This window comes from Velazquezella soli, assembly GCF_977018685.1.
Genome location: NZ_CDRNXF010000004.1, coordinates 2,282,744 through 2,302,789, shown reverse-complemented (window position 1 = coordinate 2,302,789; position 20,046 = coordinate 2,282,744). Strand labels below are relative to the sequence as shown.

The following is a 20,046-nucleotide window of genomic DNA, read 5'->3' as shown; positions in this document are numbered from 1 at the left end:
CGCTGGGGGGCAGGATATTTACATTCCCCAATTCCACCGTCATCAATGAGGCTACAAACGGGGAAATACCATGACGCTTGAACAGGATATCGCCAGGATCGCCGAGCAGGAAGCGGCCCTGATTTTCGACCGCTTTGGTCCGGACGAAGCCTGGCGACTCGGTTCTTTCCTGCGCGACATGGCGATCGAGAAGGGGCTGCCAGTCGCGATCGGTATCCGGCTTCACTCGATGCCACTCTTTTACACGGCGTTGCCGGGGTCGATGCCTGACAACGAAGACTGGGTTCGGCGCAAGAGCAATGTCGTCCTGCGCTTCTTTCAGTCGAGCTATGGGATGGGTCTGAGAATGACCAGGCAGGAGACAACACTCGAGGCAAAGTTCTCGCTTCCTATTGCCGACTATGCACCGCATGGCGGCAGTTTTCCGATAAAGGTGGACGGGGCAGGCTGTATCGGCGCAGTCACCGTATCGGGTCTCCCGCAGCGAGACGATCACAGGCTCGTCGTGGAGGCTCTGCTGGTGATGATGGGCAAGTCGTCCGACGGTCTTCAACTGGAGCAAGCTTCATGAGTTCTGAAGCGGTTCGTACCCCTGAAGACGTGCTGAATTTCTGGTTTGTCGAACTGGGACCGGAGAAATGGTTCGAAAAGAACCCTGCGCTGGATGTCGCAATCTCGAAGCATTTCGCGGCGACTCACCTGTTTCTGGCGCGTGGAGATCTGGATACGTGGCGAGGTTCACGCGAGGGGCATCTCGCGTCCATCATCGTGCTTGACCAGTTTTCTCGCAATATCTATCGGGGCACACCGCTGGCGTTTGCAACAGATTGGATCGCGTTGCGGGAGGCGAGGCTGGCAGTCGACGAAGGTGTCGATACGGGCGCCGGTCTGCATGAGCGGTGCTTCCTGTATCTGCCCTTCGAGCATTCGGAAGCGCTTGAAGACCAGGATCGCGCAGTCGAGCTTTTTGCTCTCCTCGGCGACGAACGATATCACGACTACGCGGTCAAGCACCGGGAGGTGATCCGTCAGTTCGGCCGCTTCCCGCATCGAAATGCTTTGCTCGGACGCAATTCGACCCCGGAAGAGCTCGAGTATCTTGCTCTGCCGGGGTCGGGTTTTTGATCAGACCTGATCTAGTCAGCGCTTAGCGTCTAAAGGCGCGCGCAACTGCAATAAGTATGCAGGCGCCGATAAAGCCGGCGATGAGGTAGCCAATCCAGCCGCCCAGCACAACGCCGAAGAAGCCGAGAATGGCGTTGGCGATGATCGCGCCGACGATGCCAAGAAGGATGTTCATGAAGACGCCCATATTGCTCTTCATGAACTGTTCTGCCAGCCAGCCTGCAATGCCGCCGATGATGATGGCTGCGATCCAGCCGATGCCTGCTTCTTCCATGTCTTACCCTCACGTTTTGAATTTGCGATTGGTAACGCAGCAGAATGTTCCAAAGTTCCCAAGGAATTTTCAAGCTGTGCAGGACGTCCTTTTCTTCGCCTTGAAGTGCCTCTATTCGTGCCTGCGATTCCGATTGTCCTGAGAAGAGTAGAGACCGGTGCGCGTGAACTCCTTCGATCCCTTGTCGCTGATGACGCGAACGATCCGCGCATCCATGATCGTCCTGCTTGTGACCGCAGCAGCGTTTACGGCCAATGCGCAGGCTCCGCAGACCGGTACGACGTCAACCCCGGCTGCACCGACCCCGGCTGCGCCGGCGCAGGCTGCGCCAACCCCGGCTGCACCGACCCAAGCGGCACCAGCCCAGACCGCGCCGGGCCAGGCAGCCCCCGGGCAGGCCGGGCAACCGCAGGCATCTGCTCAGCAAAACCCACAGTCGATGGTGACGGTCGACTCGATCAATCATGAAATGAAGGAGACATTGGACAGCCTTCGCGGCCGGCTGACCACGTTCAACGATCAGGTCAGGCAGGATACGACCGACGACGGCCGACTGGCCGAGCTTCGCCTGCAGGCGGAAGAGATCGTCGAACAGATGCGCAGCGCGTCTGACACGCTGAAGGCACGTGTCACGCAGATCCAGTCCAGGTTGACGAGCCTCGGAGAACCACCGGCCGAAGGGCAGCCGCAGGAAGCGCCGGCCGTCGCCGAGGAGCGCGGCAAGCTGGTCAATGAGCGTTCCGAGCTGAACCTCATCGTCGATGATGCCAACAACCTGGCCAACAGCGCGACAAATCTCGCCAACACGATCACCAACCTGCGCCGTGCCCTGTTCGCGCAGACGCTGTTTCGTCATACGGAATTGAACGCCGATCTATTCATCGAGGCGGGCAATGCCTTCGTAACTGAAGTGCACAACTTCAACGCGACGCTTGGCAGTTGGATCGGCTTTGTCATCCGCTTCAAGCTGCTTCAGCTTCTGAGCGCCATCGCGCTGTCCATCGGTGCTGCGGCCCTATTCCTCTGGGGCGGCTACCGCATTTTCGGCCGCTTCATTCGTCGCAACGGTCAGGAAGATCCATCCTACATCAAGCGTCTTTCGGTCGCCTTCTGGTCGACCGTGATCCAAACGGTCTCGATCGCGGCCTTTCTGGTGACCTCCTATCTTTTCCTCGATGGGTTCAATGTTCTCAGACCCGATGTGGCGCCGATCATTGCTTCGCTGTTCGGCTTCATCTGGTTCGTCTCGTTTGTCTGGAAGCTCACCTATGGCGTAATGGCGCCGGGAGAACCGGCATGGCGACTGGTGCGCATCACCGATAAGGGCGCGCGGCTGCTGACATTGGCCGTGCTCGTCATGGCGGTGGTCAACGGACTGGATTACCTTCTCGGCGCGATCAGCGAGGCATTGAACTCGCCACTGGTTCTGACGATCGTCAAGAGCCTGTTCGCCGCTGTCATCGTTGGTCTCATCCTGATCGCCATTTCCTTTGTACGGCCGCGCGTTGCCGAGGGCGAGGATCGTGGCGGCAGTACCGGCCATCCGTGGCCGCGGTTTTTCTCCGGTCTGTTGAAGATCATGGGCGGGCTGCTTCTGCTTGCTGTCCTGACCGGCTATATTGGTCTTGCCCGTTTTGTCGCGACACAGATCGTGCTGACCGGCGCGGTCGTCGTCCTGGTCTATCTGGGCTTCCTGTCGGGCAAGGCGATCTCTAAGCAGGGTGCGTTCAAGAACACCGGCGCCGGTCGGCAGCTGGCGGAGCGCCGCAATTTTGGCGAGGTCGCGCTCGACCAGACAGGGCTTGTTGCCGGCCTCGGCATCTATGCGTTCGCCCTGTTTCTCGGCATCCCGCTCATCCTTCTGACCTGGGGCTTCCAGACCACGGATATCGAGGCATGGATCTACAATTTCTTCACCGAAATTCGGATCGGTAACGTCTCCATCTCGATCGTCGGCATTTTCGGCGGCATCCTTCTGTTCGGATTGGGCTTTGTCGTCACCCACTGGGTTCAGAAGTGGATCGACAACAACGTTCTTGCCCGAAGCCAGGTGGATCTTGGTGTCCGAAACTCGGTGAAGACGGGCATCGGCTATCTCGGCGTCGGGCTTGCCGTCATCGTCGGCGTGTCGGCTGCGGGCATTGACCTCTCAAGCTTTGCTCTTGTCGCGTCTGCACTGTCGGTCGGTATCGGTTTCGGCCTGCAGAACATCGTATCGAACTTCGTATCGGGACTGATTCTGCTGGTGGAACGTCCGTTCAAGGTGGGTGACCACGTGGTGACGGGCGCAAACGAAGGTATCGTCAAGCGGATTTCTGTACGTGCGACCGAGATCGAGACCTTCCGCAAACAATCTATCATCGTGCCGAACTCCGACCTGATCAACGCCGCGGTCGGCAACTGGACGCATCGCAACAAGATCGGCCGTTCGGAAATTCCGATCGCTGTCAGCTACAACGCTGACCCGCAACGGGTGATGGACATTTTGCTGGAACTCGTCGACCAGATCCCCGAAGTGCTGCGGAATCCGGAGCCTCACGTCGAGTTCCTGACATTTGGGCCGTCGTCGCTGAATTTCGAGCTTCGTTTCCATCTCGCTGACATGGGCGATGGTCTTCGCATCCGGAACAACCTCAGGATCGCCATTCTGCAGCGCTTCCGCGCGGAGGGCATCGAGATTCCGTTCCCGCAGCAGGAGATCGTCTTCCACCGCGGAAAGCCGGTCCTGCCGGATGAGGGAGATACGGCGGGTGGCGCGTAAAGCCACACGCCGAGAATGGTAAGGTACCGGAATAATACATCATTCACTTTAGGCAGCGGTAACTCGATGACCGCTGCGCTCAAGATGTGAAAGTACTGCCTAATTAACGCTTCTGAAAATTGCTTCGCATAGAGTTAAACAAATGGGGCAAGGATCGGGGTTAAAAGGGTACCATGACATTTCTCGGCATTTCCGGCATGCAATATTCCGGCGAATCTTTGGCGAATGCGCGCATATTGCTTGCGGAAGATTCTAACGTATTTACGTCGATGGTCGGGACCCGACTGAAAGAACTGTTCGGCATCGAGATTGAGATCTGCCGTAACTTCGAAGATCTGCAGCTTGCTTACGATCGCTCCACCGAGCCTGTCACGCTTGCGATCTCCAACATCAACCTCCCGGGTGCTGAAAACGGAGAGGCGCTGGAATACCTGATCGATCTGTCGATCCCGACCATCGTCTTTACCGGCACCTTCCAGCAGGAAACACGCGATAGGCTTCTGGCCAAGGATATCGTGGATTATATCCTGAAGGACAACGTCTTTGCGGTCGACATGCTGGCAGAATCGGTTTGCCGGTTCCTGACCAACCACCGCCATCACGTCCTGATCGTCGATGATAGCATGACCGCCCGCGCATTGCTCTCGAGCCGCCTTAAGCGCTATAATTTTAGGGTCAGTGTCGCCGAAAGCGGCGCCAAAGCCCTCGAGATCCTGAAGAAGAGCCCCGATATCGGTCTCGTCATTACCGACTACAACATGCCCGATATCGATGGTTTCGAACTGACCCGCCGCATCCGCTCGGTTCGCGGTTCCCACGAACTGCGCGTGATCGGCGTGTCTTCGTCGTCGGACCGGCTGCTTTCCGCCCGGTTCCTGAAGGCGGGCGGCAATGACTTCATGTTGCGGCCCTTTATCGACGAGGAGTTCTACTGCCGCGTCAACCAGAACCTGGATACGCTGATCCAGATCCGCACGATGCGCTCGAAGGCTCCAGCAGCCGACGTCAGGAACGTTGCCTGATTTCTTGAGAGCTGCTGAGTGTGCAAAGCGAGCGGCACCCATATCGATGGCGTGCCGCTTTCCAAAAAACTTACACGACGACCCCGGTGCGTGCGGTGTTGAGCGAAAGCTTGCGCTCTGCGCGTTCCTGCTGGGGTGAGCGGTTGTAGACCTCGCGGTAACACTTGGAAAAATGAGACGCCGACACGAACCCGCAGGCGACCGCAACCTCGACGACCGGCATCGAGGACTGCACCAGCAGATGCCGGGCGCGGTCAAGGCGGATCTCGAGATAGTAGCGGGCAGGGGATCGGCCCATTTCCTGCCGGAACAGACGCTCTATCTGGCGGCGGGACAGGCCGACATCGTCGGCGATTTCGACCAGTGACAGCGGCTCGGCCAGATTGTTTTCCATCAGCTCTATGATCTGCAGAACCTTGGAGTTCTGGACCCCGAGCCTGGCACGCAAGGGAAGACGCTGGCGGTCCTGCGGGTTGCGGACGCGATCTGTCAGCTGCTGTTCGCAGACACGGTTGACAAGATTGTCGCCGAAATCCTGGCCGATCAGGTTCAGCATCATGTCGAGTGACGCGGTGCCGCCAGCGCAGGTATAGAGGTTGGAGTCGACCTCGTAGAGATCCGCATAGACTTCCGCCTGTGGAAACGCTTCTGCAAAACCCGGGAGGTTCTCCCAGTGGATCGCGCAGCGCTTGCCGTTCAGGAGCCCCGCCTGCGCCAGAATATGCGCGCCGGTGCAAAGGCTTCCGACAGCCGTGCCGCGGTTATAGGTCTCGCGCAGCCAGGCGTTGACAGATTTGTTGTTGAACTCCTCCACATAGATGCCGGAACACATCAGCACCATGCTGGGGCGATGCTCACCGCTCAGGTGACGGCGTTCGTCTGCAAGAGAGGAATTGACTTCGAGACCGATACCACTGGACGAGTAAACCTTCTCGCCATCGACGGAACAGAGGCGCCAGGTATAGGCGGCGTAGCCAAGCATGCGGTTTGCGATCCGCAGGGTTTCGACGGCGGCTGCAAAGGGCAGCATCGTAAAATGCGGCACAAGAAAGAAAACGAGCGCGCGTTTCTTCGCGTGCCCACGGTTTGTTATATCCATGTCGCTGTTCCCTTCGCTGGCCGCCGTTGATCCGGTCGTTTCTTTAAAAGCGACATTGACACGGAAGGCGGTGACGGAGAAGGACATTTGACGACGGCGAAATGTCAAATTTGCGACGTCCAAAGGTCGCACACACTATAATCTCGTTAACAGGCGATCAAAAAAGACGCAGCCTCAAGACCTGCCTGCGTGTCGCATGCAGGCCATGAGTATTGGGCATCAATGGCGCTTGAGGTCGTTGTCGGTGGATGGCCAACCGATATCCTTGCGGATTTCTGATGGCAGGCCCTCAAGGACCTGTTCATTTTGACGGCGGCGCCATGCGTCTCGCAGGTTTGAAACGGTGCTGCGGGCAAGCCCGAAGTATGTCGCAAATGACGACTGCGATGTTCGTGGCTGTACACTCTCACGATAGGTCATGTTGCTCATCGACTTTCTCCTTGGGGCTCTCGTTCGAGCACTGGACGCCGATTCAATGTGAACTGCGGTCAGTCATCAAAAAAGAGAATTAAAATAATTCATCCCATCAAGATTCGTTTTGTTTTGAGATGGCGTGTCGTGTTTCCAAGGGTGCGACCTGTTTGACTTTCAATCAAACGAAATGATATGGTGCTTAGGTTCAATTTAATTGATGGTGATGACGATGACCGTTCCGTTTCGACCGCCTCTTCCATTGCTCGATATCGACATCCTCAGAACCTTCGTTGCCATTGCCGAGACGGGCAATTTTTCGACTGCCGCAGAAGCGGTTCTGCGAACACCGTCGGCCGTGTCCATGCAGATCAAGAAGCTCGAAGAACAGTTGAAGACGACGCTGTTCCTGCGGGACGCGCGCTCGGTGTCGTTGACGCAGAACGGCGAAATGCTTTTGTCCTATGCGCGCCGGATGCTCGCTCTATCGAACGAAGCGGTCTCGCGGTTCGTCATGCCCGATCTCGCGGGCGTCGTGAGGCTGGGCGCTCCCGATGATATCGCCGAGCGGTTACTCCCAAAGCTCCTGAAGGATTTCGGAGAGAGCTTTCCGGGGATCATGGTCGATGTCACCGTCGACCAGAGCCTGCAATTACGTCGGCGGATGGATGAGCAGCGGCTGGATCTCACCCTGATCAACTGCGCGACAAGGCCGTTCCCGACCACCGGTGAAGTGATCCATTCCGAACGGCTCGTCTGGGCCGGTGCTAAATGCGGCAATGCCTACTTGCGTGATCCGCTACCGATCTCCGTCTGGGAGGATGGGTGCGTGTGGCGGCAGGATGCGATCTCTCAGCTCGATCGCCACAAGCGCTCCTATCGTATCGCCTATGCGAGCTCTCATACGATGGCGCAGCGCGCAGCAGTCGTGTCCGACCTTGCGATCGCACCATTCCCGCTTTCCTATGTCACGAGCGACATGCAGGTTCTGGGCGCCAAGGAAGGGCTGCCCGAACTCATCAGCTTCGACATTCGGCTTCTAACCGCGCCCCATCTCTCGGCCCCGGCCAAGGCTGTCGCGGAAAGCATGAGGGAAGCGTTCGGCGCGCTGGCAACGGCGGCCTGAACTCGGGCATTTCCGTGAGCATCACCAGATCTTCTTGGTGATGCCGTGATAAAGCCATGTCCAGATCGGCGGCGGAAAGCGCAGGGCTGATGGCCCGGCTGGTTCATACGGCTTCAGATTGCCCGTGATCGCATCCTGGATTGCTTTGATTGCGATATCCGTCGCGGATGCCGTCATCAGGAGCGGATAGGTTGCCATCGTGTCGGAACGGGCCGGAGATATCCGTTTCTCGTAAAGCGTTCCGCCGGTATCGACCCCGTTGTCAACGAGATGGACGGTTGCCCCGAAATTCTGCGCATCGCCTTCCACAAGAGCCCAGTACCCGCCCATCTGGCCACGATACATCGGGTTGATGCCAGCGTGGAAGTTGATCACGGGGCAGGGGATCGCGGCAAGCGTTCGGGGTGACAGGATACGGCAGGATATCGTGAAGACGACTGCCGGTCGGATTGCACTTACCGCAGCGTGACACGAAGCGTCATTCAGGGACGATACGGATGTCACAGGCACTGCCGGGTTGGGATCCGCTATCAACCCGTGCTCGTGAATGATCTCTTCAGACCGTCGCGCAGCGATGCCTTTGCCGAGCCGTGACGAAATCATCGTAGCCAGCTGACCAAGCGCATGCATCCATCCAAACCGCTTCGCGCGCCGCTTCAGAAGCACCGATTTCGGTTCCGCTTCCTCCTGGATAACGTGGAGATCAGAAAACTCCCGATGGATGGCATTAATCATCACCTGCGGGTTTATGCCGCCAGCAGTCATGATCAAAACCCGAGAAGATGAATGTTCCGTCATGGGCCTGCCCCGTAATTGACCGCGTAGCGTGCGCGCTCATAGTAACGGGGAAAGATTGGCAAATTCACACCGACCTCTCGGTTCGCGCGCTGCGACAACCGATTTGTCCTGTATCATTGTGCTGGAACCGGCGGTGAAGTCATCGGGCGCGATTGGGCTGTTGCCAAAAAGCATCACAGCGGTCGCTAAGAGACACATCACATTTGATTACGTGAACTTTTTCCGAGCTGGAACGTTCCTGTGCCGGAAATTGATTTTCCGAACGATTTGATCTTCATCCAGGGAGTTTTCTAACATGACGGCAAAGACAGTCACGGTTATCGCCGCACTTTTCGTAACGGCAGCTTCGCTCAGCTCGTGTGGCAACACGATCCGCGGCGTAGGCCAGGACACGGCGAACACCGTGAACGCCACCCAGGACGCCGGCCACCGCGTTGGCAAGGCTGCACAGTAATTAGTTACTCCCCAGCTCCGCTGTCGGCCATCACGTGCCGGCAGCGAGGCTGCTGAGGTGCCCCGCAGCGAGGGGCAGGGCGGTCTTGGCGTACAAGCTACTGCCAGTTTCGATGCGCTTTGCTCGACTTGATCAGACTCGAGCCTTTGGATAGGCGCGCTCGAAGCCGCCTGACTGATCAAGACCCTTCTTGAACGCCTGATAGGCTGGGTGCTGGCTGGATTTCGCCGCTTCCGCAATGCGGATTTGAAGCCGCGCCGGCGCTGCATTGCCGAGCCATCCACCAGATTTTTCCAGTTTCAAAGAGTTGAGAAACCGTCCTTCACTCGCCTGATCCAGGTAGAGATGCAGACCCGACAGGAGAAGGTCATCGCTCGACGGGTTCTCCATCAACAGAACAAGCCAGGACTGCTGTTCGGCCGACCGGTTCTCGAAACTCTCGGCAACGGTCTCGCGGCTGCCAATTGGCGAAATGTTGCTCACGTCTTCATCCTTTACCGTGATCGTTTCACGCCAGATCCACGCCTCCACACCGTGGGGAGCGCCGTCCTGACCTTTGTCGATCTTATCGCCCAACATGTCGACCTTGTCGATAAGGACGTCGGCATATGGCCGGTTGGCGTCAGAACGGTCCGACGCCGAGCCCTGTCATTCCGCAGCGATCCGTGCCTCCTCGGATGATGCAGGGCTGACCATGGCAGAAATGATTGTGTGCAGGTCGAGCGTCCCGACAGGCGCTCCAGTAGGATCTGTCACCGTTGCCCGTGTCAGGCTCGCCTCGCAGATCGCTCTCGCAGCGCTTTCGATCGTCGTGTTGCCCGCAAGCCTGATGCCGTCAGTCAGACCGTCGAACGGTTTCATCACGGTTTTTGCCTGCAACACACGCCCTCGGTTCACCTCCTTGACGAAGGCGGTGATGTAGTCATCAGCCGGTGACAGGACGATATCTTGGCCGGTTCCCTGCTGCACTACCTCACCATCGCGCAGAATGGCGATCTTGTCGCCCAGCCTCAGGGCCTCGTCGAGATCATGGGTGATGAATACGACGGTCTTCTTGAGCTCCGCCTGGAGATCGAGAAGCACGGTCTGCATGTCGACGCGGATCAGCGGATCGAGCGCGGAATAGGCCTCGTCCATCAAAAGGATGTCGGCATCGTTGGTCAGCGCCCGTGCGAGGCCGACGCGTTGCTGCATGCCGCCGGAAAGCTGGTTCGGGTAGTGGTTCTCGAAGCCGGAGAGGCCGACCCGCTCGATCCAGTACTGACCTTTCTTGAAGCTTTCCGCGCGAGGCACGCCCTGGATATCCAGTCCATAGACCGTGTTCTCGATCACGGTCCGATGCGGCAGAAGCGCGAATTTCTGAAACACCATCGCCGTCTTGTGCCGACGGAATTCCCGAAGATCGTTTTCGCTCATCGTGCACACGTCGACGCCGTCATAGACGACTTCGCCGTAGGTCGGGTCGATCAGCCGGTTGATATGGCGGATCAGGGTCGATTTGCCGGAACCAGACAGACCCATGACGACCGTGATGCCGCCCGCCGGCATGGATATGTTGATGTCTTTGAGGCCGAGCACATGACCGTGGTTCTTGTTGAGCTCGGTCTTCGTCATGCCCGCCTTGATGGCGTCGATATACTGGCGACCGTTCGCGCCGAAGATTTTGTAGAGACCTTTGATCTCGATGCCGTGACTAGCCATGGACCACCTCCGAATGTTTTTGCAGGCGCTTGCCGAATGCCTGGCTTGTTCGGTCGAAAATGATGGCGATCGCAACAAGCGCGAAACCGTTCATGATGCCGAACGTAAAGAACTGGTTGTTGATCGCCTGCAGCGTGTTGCGGCCAAGCCCGCCGACGCCGACCATCGATGCGACTACGACCATCGCCAGCGACATCATGATCGTCTGGTTGATCCCGGCCATGATTGTCGGCAGGGCCAGCGGCATCTGCACGTTCTTCAGCTTCTGGCTTGGCGACGAACCGAACGCATCCGCGGCTTCGAGCACTTCCTTGTCGACAAGCCGGATGCCGAGATTGGTCAGGCGGATCATTGGCGGGACCGCATAGATGACCACCGCAATCAGTCCCGGAACTTTGCCTATACCGAAAATCATCACCACGGGAATGAGGTAGACGAAGCTCGGCAGGGTCTGCATCACGTCGAGAACCGGATTGACGCTTGCCTGCGCCCGGTCGGACCGCGCCATCAGGATGCCGATAGGGATGCCGACGATGATGGAGATGAGAGTTGCGACCGTGGTGATCGCGAGCGTGATCATCGCATCGTTCCAAAGGCCGATAAAGCCGATGAACGACATTCCGAGCGCGGTACCGATGGTGATGCGGATGCTGCGGCTGCCGAGATAGACGATGGTGAGGATGACGGCGAGAACGATGATCCACGGCGAGTTGGTGAACAGCCTTTCCAGGAAGTTCAGGAACCATTGCAGGGGCTGGACGATCGTATCGATAAAGCCGGTATATTCGCGAACGAGGCTCTTGAACCCCTCATCGATGACCTTGCGCGCTTCACGGATGGAAGCGTCGCTGATCGCCGGAAAGCTACACAGAGCGTTCGGCAGAAAGTTGCAGGTTGCCATGATGTTCCCCTTTATAGGTTGGATTTTTGGCGTAACCCGGCATGGCTGCCCGAGCGCCTTCCTGACCAAATCAGCCTCATGCACGTCTGCAATGGATAAGGCGTTGGGTTCGCGCGACCGTCAGCGGTGGACGGCTTGTCGCGACTTCTCACGCGCCTTGAGCGGGAAGCCGCAGATCGGCTTCCCTCATTGGCGAGGCTAGGCTCAGAGAGCGGCCTTTACCTTTTCAGCGACGTCGGCACTGACCCACTTGCTCCAGATTTCCGGGCTGGTTGTAAGGAAGTGCTTGGCTGCGTCTTCATTGGTGCCTTGGTTGTCGGTCTGCCAGGCGAGAACGCTGTTGATCGTGGCGTTGCCCCATTTGCGGGCTTTGATGTAATCCATCGCGACGCCGGCCTTGTCGGCGAACTTCTTCGTTACGACCGTGAAGGCTTCCGAACTCGGATAGGAGTTGACCTTGGGGTTCGGGCAATCCGGAACCGCCGTGCAGGCATCCCAGTTGGCCTTGTCATGCGGCGTATCGAAGGACAGCTTCACCATCTCGTACTTGCCGAGAATCGCGGTCGGAGCCCAGTAATAGCCGAGCCAGCCGGTTTTCTTCTCGAATGCGCCGGCAATCGAGCCGTCGAGCCCGGCAGCAGAGCCGGTATCGACCAGTTCAAAGCCTTTTTCGCTTGCACCGAGAGCCTTGTAGAGGTTGGCGGTCGATGTCTGGCAGTTCCAGCCGGACGGGCAGTTGGTGACCGCGCCCTTGGATTTGTCTTCCGGTGCCGGGAAGAGTTCGGGATGAGCAAGCGCCTGCTGAACGGTCTTGATATCCGGGTGCGCGTCCGCAAGGAATTTCGGGATCCACCATCCTTCGACAGCGCCGTCGGCAAGGATTTCCGCTGCAATGACGAGCCGTCCTTCCTTGACCGCTGCGTCGAGCGGGGTGCGCACCGCGTTGACCCAGAATTCGGGTGCAAGGTCAGGCTGACCTTTTTCGTTCATCGATGTGAAGGTCGGCATCGTGTCGCCGGTCACCATTTCCACCGAGCAGCCATACCCGTTTTCGAGAATGATCTTGTCGATATGAGCGGCAACCCCTGCGGACGCCCAGTTCATCTCTGCGATTGATACCGAACCGCAGTCGGCATGGGCAGTGCCGGCAAAAGCGTAAAGACCGGCGGCGAAGGCTGCGGAAGTGAGGAGTTTCTTCATGTGTAAGACCTCCCAGTCTTATTCGTGACAGTGTTCAACTCTGGAGGCGCCGATAGCCGGCACCCGATGACTGCGGCTTTGTGCGATCAACCGGTAGATGTGATTGCACCGGCCAGCTGGCCTCATGCGTCTTTTATACGCCAGCGAATGATGTCACAGGCGTTGCGCAATAATGTGTCAGCAGTATCAGCCTACGTTTTCCGAAGCAGAAATCAACTGTCTGCGAGTAACCGCACAATAACGGGCATATCACCAAGCCCTTGTAAGATATCGTGTTCGCGTCTTTTGTGACGACAAAAGCGCCATCGCCGGCAATAACTAAGCAAACTCTGCAACCAGCAGCAGCCCGTTCATGCAGTCGGCACTTTGTCACGTCCGATATTTGACGTTTAGTGGCTGATTAGCGCCCTCGCTGTCGCAAAGAAAAATTCACGCAGTGTGGGGAAAAAATTGAAACTGCAGGCATTGGTAACGCGCTAATAACCATACGGTAAGAATGTACGCGTACATGTTGCCGCCATGGTCGTCCTCGAACGACTTGGCGCCGGATCAGGTAGTGCGTACCGGACGCCATAACCATTTTGCAGTGACGCAAGCGATCTCGAAGTGAAAGATCGCGCTATGGTTGCGTTCATATCGACTTTTGGGTTCTCATTTCACATCAGCCAGCGCTGAACGTACGGATGAAACCGAGCAGCGAAAAGCGCGTGTCGAGTTCCATGGCGCGGGTCTGACGATCACGACGCGGAAGGCTCGAATTCCAGGCAATCTGAACGCTGTCATTGTTCTTGAAGATGTAAAGCATCGGTGTTTCCTCAGAGGCTTCGTAGAACGAAGCCATGTCGTTTTCATATGCGCTCAGATACGCGGCGAACCAGCGCGTTTCAACGCAACAAGTCGGCAGCGCATGTCGCAAACAGAATGCCCATTGAGAAAGTTGTGAGATCGCGCCCCGAAATGTCTAACCCGCATGGGATTGACGGGCGACCTTCAACGAGTCAACATGGCGCTGCAATGCAAATCCAGAGCAAACACCAGCAGGGCCGGACGCCTTCCTCATCTACGAATCGTCCGGTCCCTTTCTCTGCGATCGGCCTGCTGCCATGACCCGCTCCGGGCGCGTCGCCCTTGTCCTTGGCGGCGCCAGATCCGGCAAGTCATCCTTCGCTGAAAAACTTAGCGGCGAAACCGGTCTCAACAGGCACTACATTGCCACAGGCCGCGCCTATGACGCCGAGATGGAAGAACGCATTCTGCGCCATCAAGACGACCGTGGCACGGGCTGGATCACCCACGAAACACCGTTGAACCTTACAGCCAACCTTCGCAGCATTGACTCTGATGATGTCGTCATCCTCGTCGACTGCCTCACGCTGTGGGTTACGAACCTGATGATGGCGGAGGCAGACATTTCCTCAGCCTCGGAAGGACTTCTGTCTTATCTGAGGGATACTGCTTCGACCGTCATCCTCGTGTCGAATGAAGTCGGTCTTGGTATCGTGCCGGACAATCGCATGGCGCGAGACTTCCGCGATCATGCCGGCCGCCTGCATCAGGCAATCGCAGCCGTGGCAGACGATGTATTTTTCGTGGCCGCCGGCTTACCGCTGAAGATGAAGGGGTGACGGGCTATACTGGTTTCGGTCGGGAGATAATCTAGAACCCCAGCCAGATACGAACCGGATGAGCCGGATTGGCGATCAGTTTGGTCGCAAGCGCAATGCATGAGATCACCAGCAGCGGCTTGATGATTTTCGCACCGTTCCGCATCGCCAGTCGCGACCCGATCTGCGCACCGACGAACTGGCCAACGCCCATCATCAGGCCGATCTTCCAGAGCACCGATCCCGACGCTGCAAACACCAGAAACGACCCGAAGTTGGAGCCGAGATTGATGAGCTTCGTGTGGGCGGTCGCCTTGAGCAGTCCGAATCCGGCGAGCAGGACGAAGCCCAGCATGTAGAATGATCCAGCGCCTGGCCCGAACACGCCATCATAGAGACCGACGATCGGCACGGCGGTCAGCCCGAAAACGAACGGCGTCACCCGTCGGTGACTTTCCAGATCGCCGAGATTGGGTTTGATCGCAAAGAAGATTGCGATTGCCACCAGCAGGAAGGGGATCGCGGTCGTCAGGAATTCGGCTGGAACGATGGAGGCAAGCAGCGCACCGATGGCGCCGCCGAGCGCCGCCATGGCTGCCATCGGCAGCTGCTCTTTCAGCTTCACATGGCCCTTGCGCGCATAGGCAATTGTTGCCGATGCCGAGCCGAACTGGGATTGCAGCTTGTTCGTCGCGATCGATTCAAGCGGCGGAATGCCGGCAATGAGCAGGACGGGGATGGTGATCAGCCCGCCGCCACCCGCAATCGAATCAACGAACCCCGCGAAGATGGCTGCGAGGAAGAGAAGAAAAAGCAGCTGAAATGCAATGTCGCTCAAGGCTCGCGCTCTGCGTGAAGGAGAGAAGGGGAAATGGCGAAGGGATGCGCGCCGGCTTGTGGCACCGAATCGGCGATCCGGCAATAGGAGGGGCGCTGGCAGCGGTTGCAGATTGCGGCTGCATTGCAGTAAACCGTTGCGGCGCTATGTTGCGCGATGAATGGCCGCTGGCTGGCGGCGAGCATTTCAAGGTATTCGCATGCAAAAAGTCATATTCGATACTGACCCCGGCGTAGACGACGCCATGGCGCTGCTGTTTCTCCATCGCCATCCGGATATCGATCTTCTCGGCGTGACAACGGTGTTCGGAAATGCCTCGATCGAACTGACCACGCGCAATGCGCAGTTCCTGCACAAGGAGTGGGGCATCGACGCGCCCATCGCCAAAGGGGCGGGCAAGACGCTTGATCCGTCGCGGGTCGAGCAGCACTCGCCGACGATCGTGCACGGCGAGGATGGCCTCGGCAATATCGGCGTGCCCTTGGAAATCGATTGGCCGCTCGATCCGCGTGAGGCCTCGCAGTTCATCATCGATACGATCAGGGCCAATCCCGGCGAAATCACGATTGTCGCTGTCGGTCGCATGACCAATCTGGCTCTGGCTCTTCAGGCCGATCCTGAGATCGCAGGCCTCACCAAGCAGGTGGTGATCATGGGCGGCGCCTTTGACGTCAACGGCAACGTGACGCCGGCGGCCGAAGCAAATATCCACGGCGATCCAGATGCTGCCGATCTCGTCTTCACCGCACCCTGGAACGTCGTCGCCTTCGGCCTCGACGTCACCATGAAGACGATGATGTCGTCGGATGACATGGCCGAGATGGCCAAGGGTGGCGACAAGGCGCTGACGCTCCTGTCCGACCTGTCGCAGTTCTACATCGATTTCTACCGCCAGGGCGCCGGTCTCGATGGAATGGCAATCCACGACAGCTGTGCCTGCGTCTATCTGGTGGCGCCCGATCTGTTCAAGCTCCGCAGCGGCCCTGTCCGCGTGGTCTGCGGCGGCATTGCCGATGGCGAGACGATCCAGGCGCCTGACACAGGCCGACGGTTCGTCGATAGTCCTTGGGATGATCAGCCAAGCCAGAAGGTCGCGGTCGGTGTCCAACCCGAAAAGGTCCTGGACGTTATCCGTGTCGCGCTGACGGCAGGTCGGCCGGCCTAGCCCTCTTCAAATTTGAGGGCGGTTTGGCATTCTGACCGATCGGCAATCGATGTTTAGGCAACAATGTAGCGGCAAATTGGCGCCGTCTTGTTGGAACCCATTGGCATTTTCGATTGGTTTCCTTATGTGGAACACCGAATACAGACTTTTTAAAAGGACATGGGCGTGACTGCTACATTCGACAAAGTTGCCGACATCATCGCTGAAACCAGCGAGATCGACCGCGAGACGATCACGCCGGAGAGCCACACGATCGACGATCTTGGCATCGACAGCCTGGACTTCCTCGACATCGTTTTCGCGATCGACAAGGAATTCGGGATCAAGATCCCGCTCGAGCAGTGGACCCAGGAAGTGAACGAGGGCAAGGTCTCGACGGAGGAATACTTCGTTCTGAAGAACCTCTGCGCCAAGATCGACGAACTGAAGGCGGCAAAGGGCTAAAGCCCAAAGCCGACGCAAGTTCATGCTGCTTGAATATTTCCAGATGATTGATCGGGTGGAAACGCTTGATCTCGCGGGAAAGACGCTGACTGCACGGTCGGTCGTTCCTGAAAAGAGCCCTGTTTTCGAAGGGCACTTTCCGGGAATGCCGCTCGTGCCGGGCGTGCTTTTGATCGAAACCATGGCGCAGGCATCCGGAATGCTGGTTCTTGCGGCTACCGATTTCGCCGCGATGCCATTTCTGATGTCGGTGGACAGTGCAAAGATGCGTGCGTTTGTCGAGCCGAACGCCGTGCTCGACATCGAGGCGTTTCTGGAGCATGAGGGTTCCGGCTACATGGTGACAAAGGCAAAGATTACGTCGGGCGGCAAGAAGGTGTGCGATGCGCAGCTCAAGCTGCGGACCATGCCTTTCAGCGAAGTTCCGCTGGCGCCGATCGTGCGCAAGCGCGCTGAAGAGATCGGCCTCATTGCGGCGATGCAAGCCGGCACCTGACGCAAAGCCTTCGGGAATAATGCGGCCCGGACGGACCGGTTCTAAAGTGTCCCGTCGTGCCTGATGTCGTCGCTGGTCAATGGCCGCGCAAAGAGGACAGTTATGAAGTCTGACAATGATGTGGTGATTACCGGGGTCGGCATCGTGACCTCGCTCGGCGTCGGCATCGAGCCGCATGTCGCGTTTCTGACGGGATCGTCCATTGACGAGCCCAAGGTCGAAACGGAGCGTTTCAAACCCTATCCTGTCCATCCCATGCCTGAGATCGACTGGTCCGCACAGATCGCCAAGCGCGGCGATCAGCGCCAGATGGAGAACTGGCAGCGCCTCGGCGTTTTCGCCGCAGGCCTCGCTCTCGACGACGCAGGTTTGAAGACGGATGCGGATGCCTGCGCCTCGATGGACATGATCGTTGCAGCCGGCGGCGGTGAGCGCGACATCAAGGTCGACTCGCTGATTGTCGACGAAGCCCTGAAGCGCAACGACCGCGACATGGTGCTCAATGAGAAGCTGACGACAGAGCTGCGTCCCACCCTGTTTCTCGCCCAGCTTTCGAACCTGATGGCCGGCAATATCTCGATCGTCCACAAGGTCACCGGCTCGTCCCGCACCTTCATGGGCGAAGAATCGGCCGGTATCTCGGCCATCGAAACCGCCTTCCACCGCATCAAGGCGGGCCAGTCGAGCCACAGTCTCGTCGGTGGCGCCTTCGTGGCGGAACGGGCTGATATTCTTCTGCTGGTCGAGGGCATCCGTGCTCACGCGACAGGCGGCTGGCAGCCGCTGTGGTCTCGCTCGCCGGACAATGGCGGCGGAATGATCACCGGTTCGGTCGGCGCCTTTCTCGTTCTCGAATCCCGCGGCTACGCGCAGGCGCGTGGTGCACGGATCTATGCAACGATCGATGCCGTCGAAGGCGATCGCGGCAACCGCGACGATGGCGGGCTCGAGAAGCGCATGTCGCGGCTCACCGCCCACGGCACGCCAGGGGCAGAAACTGTCGTGTTCTCCGGCGCGAGCGGCATGGTCGATCTCGCGAAGCGCGAAAAGACAGCGCTCGAGCAGGCTTTCCCGGGTTCCGCGATCCGCGGCTTTGGCGGCGTTACGGGCCACGCGATGGAAGCGCAGTTCCCGCTTGGCATCGCCCTTGCAGCGCTGACGCTCGAATCGACTGCCAAGGTCCCGGCCTTCGACGCCGCAAACGAGACGCCGATGGCGTCCCCGGCAAAGCAGGCGATTGTCACTACAGTTGGATATACGCGCGGCGAGGGGATTGCTGTCCTCTCTGCTGAAGCGTGAAGGAGACAGTCATGAGTGACAACCGCTTCACGGATCATCTCGGCCGGCCCATCGTCGCGGTCACCGGCATGGGCGTCATCACCTCGCTCGGACAGGGTCTTGATGACAACTGGTCAGCGCTGACCTCTGGCACGTCGGGCATCCACAAGATCACCCGTTTTCCGACCGAAGGCCTTTCGACCCGCATCAGCGGCACGGTGGACTTCATCAAGGTTCCAGCCGAAAACTCGGTCGAGCGCTCGTTTGCCTTCGCCCGCGAGACAACGGGGGAAGCGTTGGCCCAAGCCGGCTTGTCCGGTGATTTCGACGGACCGCTGTTTCTGGCCGCTCCGCCAGTCGAGCCGGAATGGTCCGACCGTTTCGCGCTTGCAGACCGTGCACCGCCATCGACGCAGCAGGGCGATGCCTACGATCGCTTTCTGACGGCCATGCGCGAGCGTCCTGATCCTGTCTTTCTCGAAGCCGTCCAGTTCGGTTCGATTTCGGAGCGCCTGGCCGACAAGTTTGGTACCCGTGGCCTGCCCGTAACGCTTTCCACCGCCTGCGCCTCTGGTGCAACCGCGATCCAGCTCGGCGTCGAAGCGATCCGTCAGGGTCGTACCGACAAGGCTCTGGTCGCTGCGACCGACGGTTCTGTCAGCGTCGAGGCACTCGTGCGCTTCTCGCTTCTGTCTGCGCTTTCGACGCAAAATGATCCGCCGGAAAAGGCGTCCAAGCCGTTCAGCAAGGATCGTGACGGCTTTGTCATCGCGGAAGGTGCGGCAACGCTGGTGCTGGAATCGCTGCAGTCGGCCATTGCCCGCGGCGCCAAGGTGCTCGGCATCGTCAAGGGTCTCGGCGAAAAGGCCGATCACTTCCACCGCACCCGCTCGTCCCCGGACGGCGGCCCGGCGATCGCCACGATCCGGGCGGCGCTTGAAGATGCGGGCATGGACGAAAGCGGCATCGGCTATATCAACGCCCACGGCACATCGACCCCGGAAAACGACAAGATGGAATATAGCTCCATGCTGGCCGTATTTGGCGAAGGTTTGAAGGGTATTCCGGTGTCGTCGAACAAGTCGATGATCGGTCACACGCTGACGGCAGCCGGCGCTGTCGAAGCCGTATTCTCGATCCAGACGATGCTGACCGGCACTCTGCCGCCGACCATCAACTACACCAATCCCGATCCGACGATCGAGCTGGATGTGGTGCCGAATGTGAAGCGGGACGGTGCGCCGAGGGCGGTTCTGTCCAATTCCTTCGGCTTCGGCGGCCAGAACGCCAGCCTTGTCATGACGCTTGAACCGGCGTAAGGCGAGCCCCCAAGAGATTTTTTAGACTTT

General features: G+C 58.5%; 22 protein-coding genes. 12 read left to right on the top strand and 10 right to left on the bottom strand.

The window, feature by feature from the left end:
* Window positions 1–70: 70 nt before the first annotated feature.
* Entirely contained in the window at window positions 71–571 is a 501-nt protein-coding gene (locus AC0JZ8_RS14625; RefSeq protein WP_471892808.1) for a heme-degrading domain-containing protein, read from the top strand.
* On the top strand, window positions 568–1,125 hold the full coding sequence (locus AC0JZ8_RS14620) for a DUF924 family protein (protein ID WP_471892807.1): 558 nt from the start codon (window positions 568–570) through the stop codon (window positions 1,123–1,125). Before AC0JZ8_RS14625 ends, AC0JZ8_RS14620 begins: the two co-directional genes overlap by 4 nt.
* Window positions 1,126–1,147: 22 nt before the next feature.
* Here the strand turns inward: AC0JZ8_RS14620 and AC0JZ8_RS14615 are convergent, their stop codons facing one another.
* Window positions 1,148–1,399, bottom strand: coding sequence for a GlsB/YeaQ/YmgE family stress response membrane protein (locus AC0JZ8_RS14615; protein ID WP_062457205.1), 252 nt, complete (start codon window positions 1,397–1,399; stop codon window positions 1,148–1,150).
* A gap of 190 nt (window positions 1,400–1,589) precedes the next feature.
* Between AC0JZ8_RS14615 and AC0JZ8_RS14610 the strand changes: the two genes are divergently transcribed.
* Window positions 1,590–4,160, top strand: a complete 2,571-nt coding sequence (locus tag AC0JZ8_RS14610) for a mechanosensitive ion channel domain-containing protein (protein WP_471893378.1) — start codon at window positions 1,590–1,592, stop codon at window positions 4,158–4,160.
* A 173-nt stretch (window positions 4,161–4,333) separates the two neighbouring features.
* Window positions 4,334–5,182 (top strand): response regulator, encoded by an 849-nt coding sequence (locus AC0JZ8_RS14605; RefSeq protein ID WP_471892806.1) that lies wholly within the window; start codon window positions 4,334–4,336, stop codon window positions 5,180–5,182.
* 70 nt (window positions 5,183–5,252) lie between these two features.
* Here AC0JZ8_RS14605 and AC0JZ8_RS14600 read toward each other — a convergent pair whose 3' ends face one another.
* Window positions 5,253–6,281 (bottom strand): GlxA family transcriptional regulator, encoded by a 1,029-nt coding sequence (locus AC0JZ8_RS14600; RefSeq protein WP_471892805.1) that lies wholly within the window; start codon window positions 6,279–6,281, stop codon window positions 5,253–5,255.
* A 219-nt stretch (window positions 6,282–6,500) separates the two neighbouring features.
* Entirely contained in the window at window positions 6,501–6,710 is a 210-nt protein-coding gene (locus tag AC0JZ8_RS14595; protein ID WP_471892804.1) for a hypothetical protein, read from the bottom strand.
* 214 nt (window positions 6,711–6,924) lie between these two features.
* Between AC0JZ8_RS14595 and AC0JZ8_RS14590 the strand changes: the two genes are divergently transcribed.
* On the top strand, window positions 6,925–7,818 hold the full coding sequence (locus AC0JZ8_RS14590) for a LysR family transcriptional regulator (protein WP_062458089.1): 894 nt from the start codon (window positions 6,925–6,927) through the stop codon (window positions 7,816–7,818).
* Window positions 7,819–7,839: 21 nt separating this feature from the next.
* Here the strand turns inward: AC0JZ8_RS14590 and AC0JZ8_RS14585 are convergent, their stop codons facing one another.
* A complete protein-coding gene (locus AC0JZ8_RS14585; protein WP_471892803.1) occupies window positions 7,840–8,616 on the bottom strand; it encodes a formyl transferase in 777 nt (258 codons plus the stop codon).
* A gap of 295 nt (window positions 8,617–8,911) precedes the next feature.
* Between AC0JZ8_RS14585 and AC0JZ8_RS14580 the strand changes: the two genes are divergently transcribed.
* Entirely contained in the window at window positions 8,912–9,070 is a 159-nt protein-coding gene (locus AC0JZ8_RS14580; RefSeq protein WP_062457192.1) for an entericidin domain-containing protein, read from the top strand.
* A gap of 132 nt (window positions 9,071–9,202) precedes the next feature.
* Here AC0JZ8_RS14580 and AC0JZ8_RS14575 read toward each other — a convergent pair whose 3' ends face one another.
* From AC0JZ8_RS14575 to AC0JZ8_RS14555, 5 genes are all read right to left on the bottom strand, one after another.
* Complete coding sequence (locus tag AC0JZ8_RS14575) at window positions 9,203–9,553, bottom strand: hypothetical protein (protein WP_062458086.1); 351 nt, start codon at window positions 9,551–9,553, stop codon at window positions 9,203–9,205.
* 165 nt (window positions 9,554–9,718) lie between these two features.
* Window positions 9,719–10,771, bottom strand: a complete 1,053-nt coding sequence (locus AC0JZ8_RS14570) for a quaternary amine ABC transporter ATP-binding protein (protein WP_062580606.1) — start codon at window positions 10,769–10,771, stop codon at window positions 9,719–9,721.
* The gene (locus AC0JZ8_RS14565; RefSeq protein ID WP_062457186.1) at window positions 10,764–11,672 is read right to left on the bottom strand and encodes an ABC transporter permease; all 909 of its coding nucleotides are present in this window, start codon (window positions 11,670–11,672) and stop codon (window positions 10,764–10,766) included. The genes AC0JZ8_RS14570 and AC0JZ8_RS14565 overlap by 8 nt, the downstream gene beginning before the upstream one ends.
* A 204-nt stretch (window positions 11,673–11,876) precedes the next feature.
* Window positions 11,877–12,872 carry an ABC transporter substrate-binding protein gene (locus AC0JZ8_RS14560; RefSeq protein WP_092662231.1) on the bottom strand — a complete coding sequence of 332 codons (996 nt, stop codon included), beginning with the start codon at window positions 12,870–12,872 and terminating at the stop codon, window positions 11,877–11,879.
* A gap of 661 nt (window positions 12,873–13,533) precedes the next feature.
* Window positions 13,534–13,713 carry a hypothetical protein gene (locus tag AC0JZ8_RS14555; protein ID WP_325265311.1) on the bottom strand — a complete coding sequence of 60 codons (180 nt, stop codon included), beginning with the start codon at window positions 13,711–13,713 and terminating at the stop codon, window positions 13,534–13,536.
* A gap of 262 nt (window positions 13,714–13,975) precedes the next feature.
* Between AC0JZ8_RS14555 and cobU the strand changes: the two genes are divergently transcribed.
* Window positions 13,976–14,497, top strand: a complete 522-nt coding sequence (gene cobU, locus AC0JZ8_RS14550) for a bifunctional adenosylcobinamide kinase/adenosylcobinamide-phosphate guanylyltransferase (protein WP_471892802.1) — start codon at window positions 13,976–13,978, stop codon at window positions 14,495–14,497.
* Window positions 14,498–14,528: 31 nt separating this feature from the next.
* Here cobU and AC0JZ8_RS14545 read toward each other — a convergent pair whose 3' ends face one another.
* Window positions 14,529–15,314 (bottom strand): TSUP family transporter, encoded by a 786-nt coding sequence (locus AC0JZ8_RS14545; protein ID WP_192076857.1) that lies wholly within the window; start codon window positions 15,312–15,314, stop codon window positions 14,529–14,531.
* Window positions 15,315–15,513: 199 nt separating this feature from the next.
* Here AC0JZ8_RS14545 and AC0JZ8_RS14540 point away from each other — a divergent pair, with 199 nt between their 5' ends.
* The 5 genes from AC0JZ8_RS14540 to AC0JZ8_RS14520 all read left to right on the top strand — a co-directional run bounded on the left by AC0JZ8_RS14540 (window position 15,514) and on the right by AC0JZ8_RS14520 (window position 20,016).
* A complete protein-coding gene (locus AC0JZ8_RS14540; RefSeq protein WP_062580614.1) occupies window positions 15,514–16,479 on the top strand; it encodes a nucleoside hydrolase in 966 nt (321 codons plus the stop codon).
* A 159-nt stretch (window positions 16,480–16,638) separates the two neighbouring features.
* Window positions 16,639–16,923 (top strand): acyl carrier protein, encoded by a 285-nt coding sequence (locus tag AC0JZ8_RS14535; protein WP_092662234.1) that lies wholly within the window; start codon window positions 16,639–16,641, stop codon window positions 16,921–16,923.
* Window positions 16,924–16,945: 22 nt separating this feature from the next.
* The gene (locus tag AC0JZ8_RS14530; RefSeq protein WP_062457169.1) at window positions 16,946–17,419 is read left to right on the top strand and encodes a 3-hydroxyacyl-ACP dehydratase FabZ family protein; all 474 of its coding nucleotides are present in this window, start codon (window positions 16,946–16,948) and stop codon (window positions 17,417–17,419) included.
* Between the two features lie 102 nt (window positions 17,420–17,521).
* The gene (locus tag AC0JZ8_RS14525) at window positions 17,522–18,718 is read left to right on the top strand and encodes a beta-ketoacyl-ACP synthase (protein ID WP_174196702.1); all 1,197 of its coding nucleotides are present in this window, start codon (window positions 17,522–17,524) and stop codon (window positions 18,716–18,718) included.
* A gap of 11 nt (window positions 18,719–18,729) precedes the next feature.
* Window positions 18,730–20,016 carry a beta-ketoacyl-ACP synthase gene (locus tag AC0JZ8_RS14520; RefSeq protein ID WP_471892801.1) on the top strand — a complete coding sequence of 429 codons (1,287 nt, stop codon included), beginning with the start codon at window positions 18,730–18,732 and terminating at the stop codon, window positions 20,014–20,016.
* Window positions 20,017–20,046: the final 30 nt, after the last annotated feature.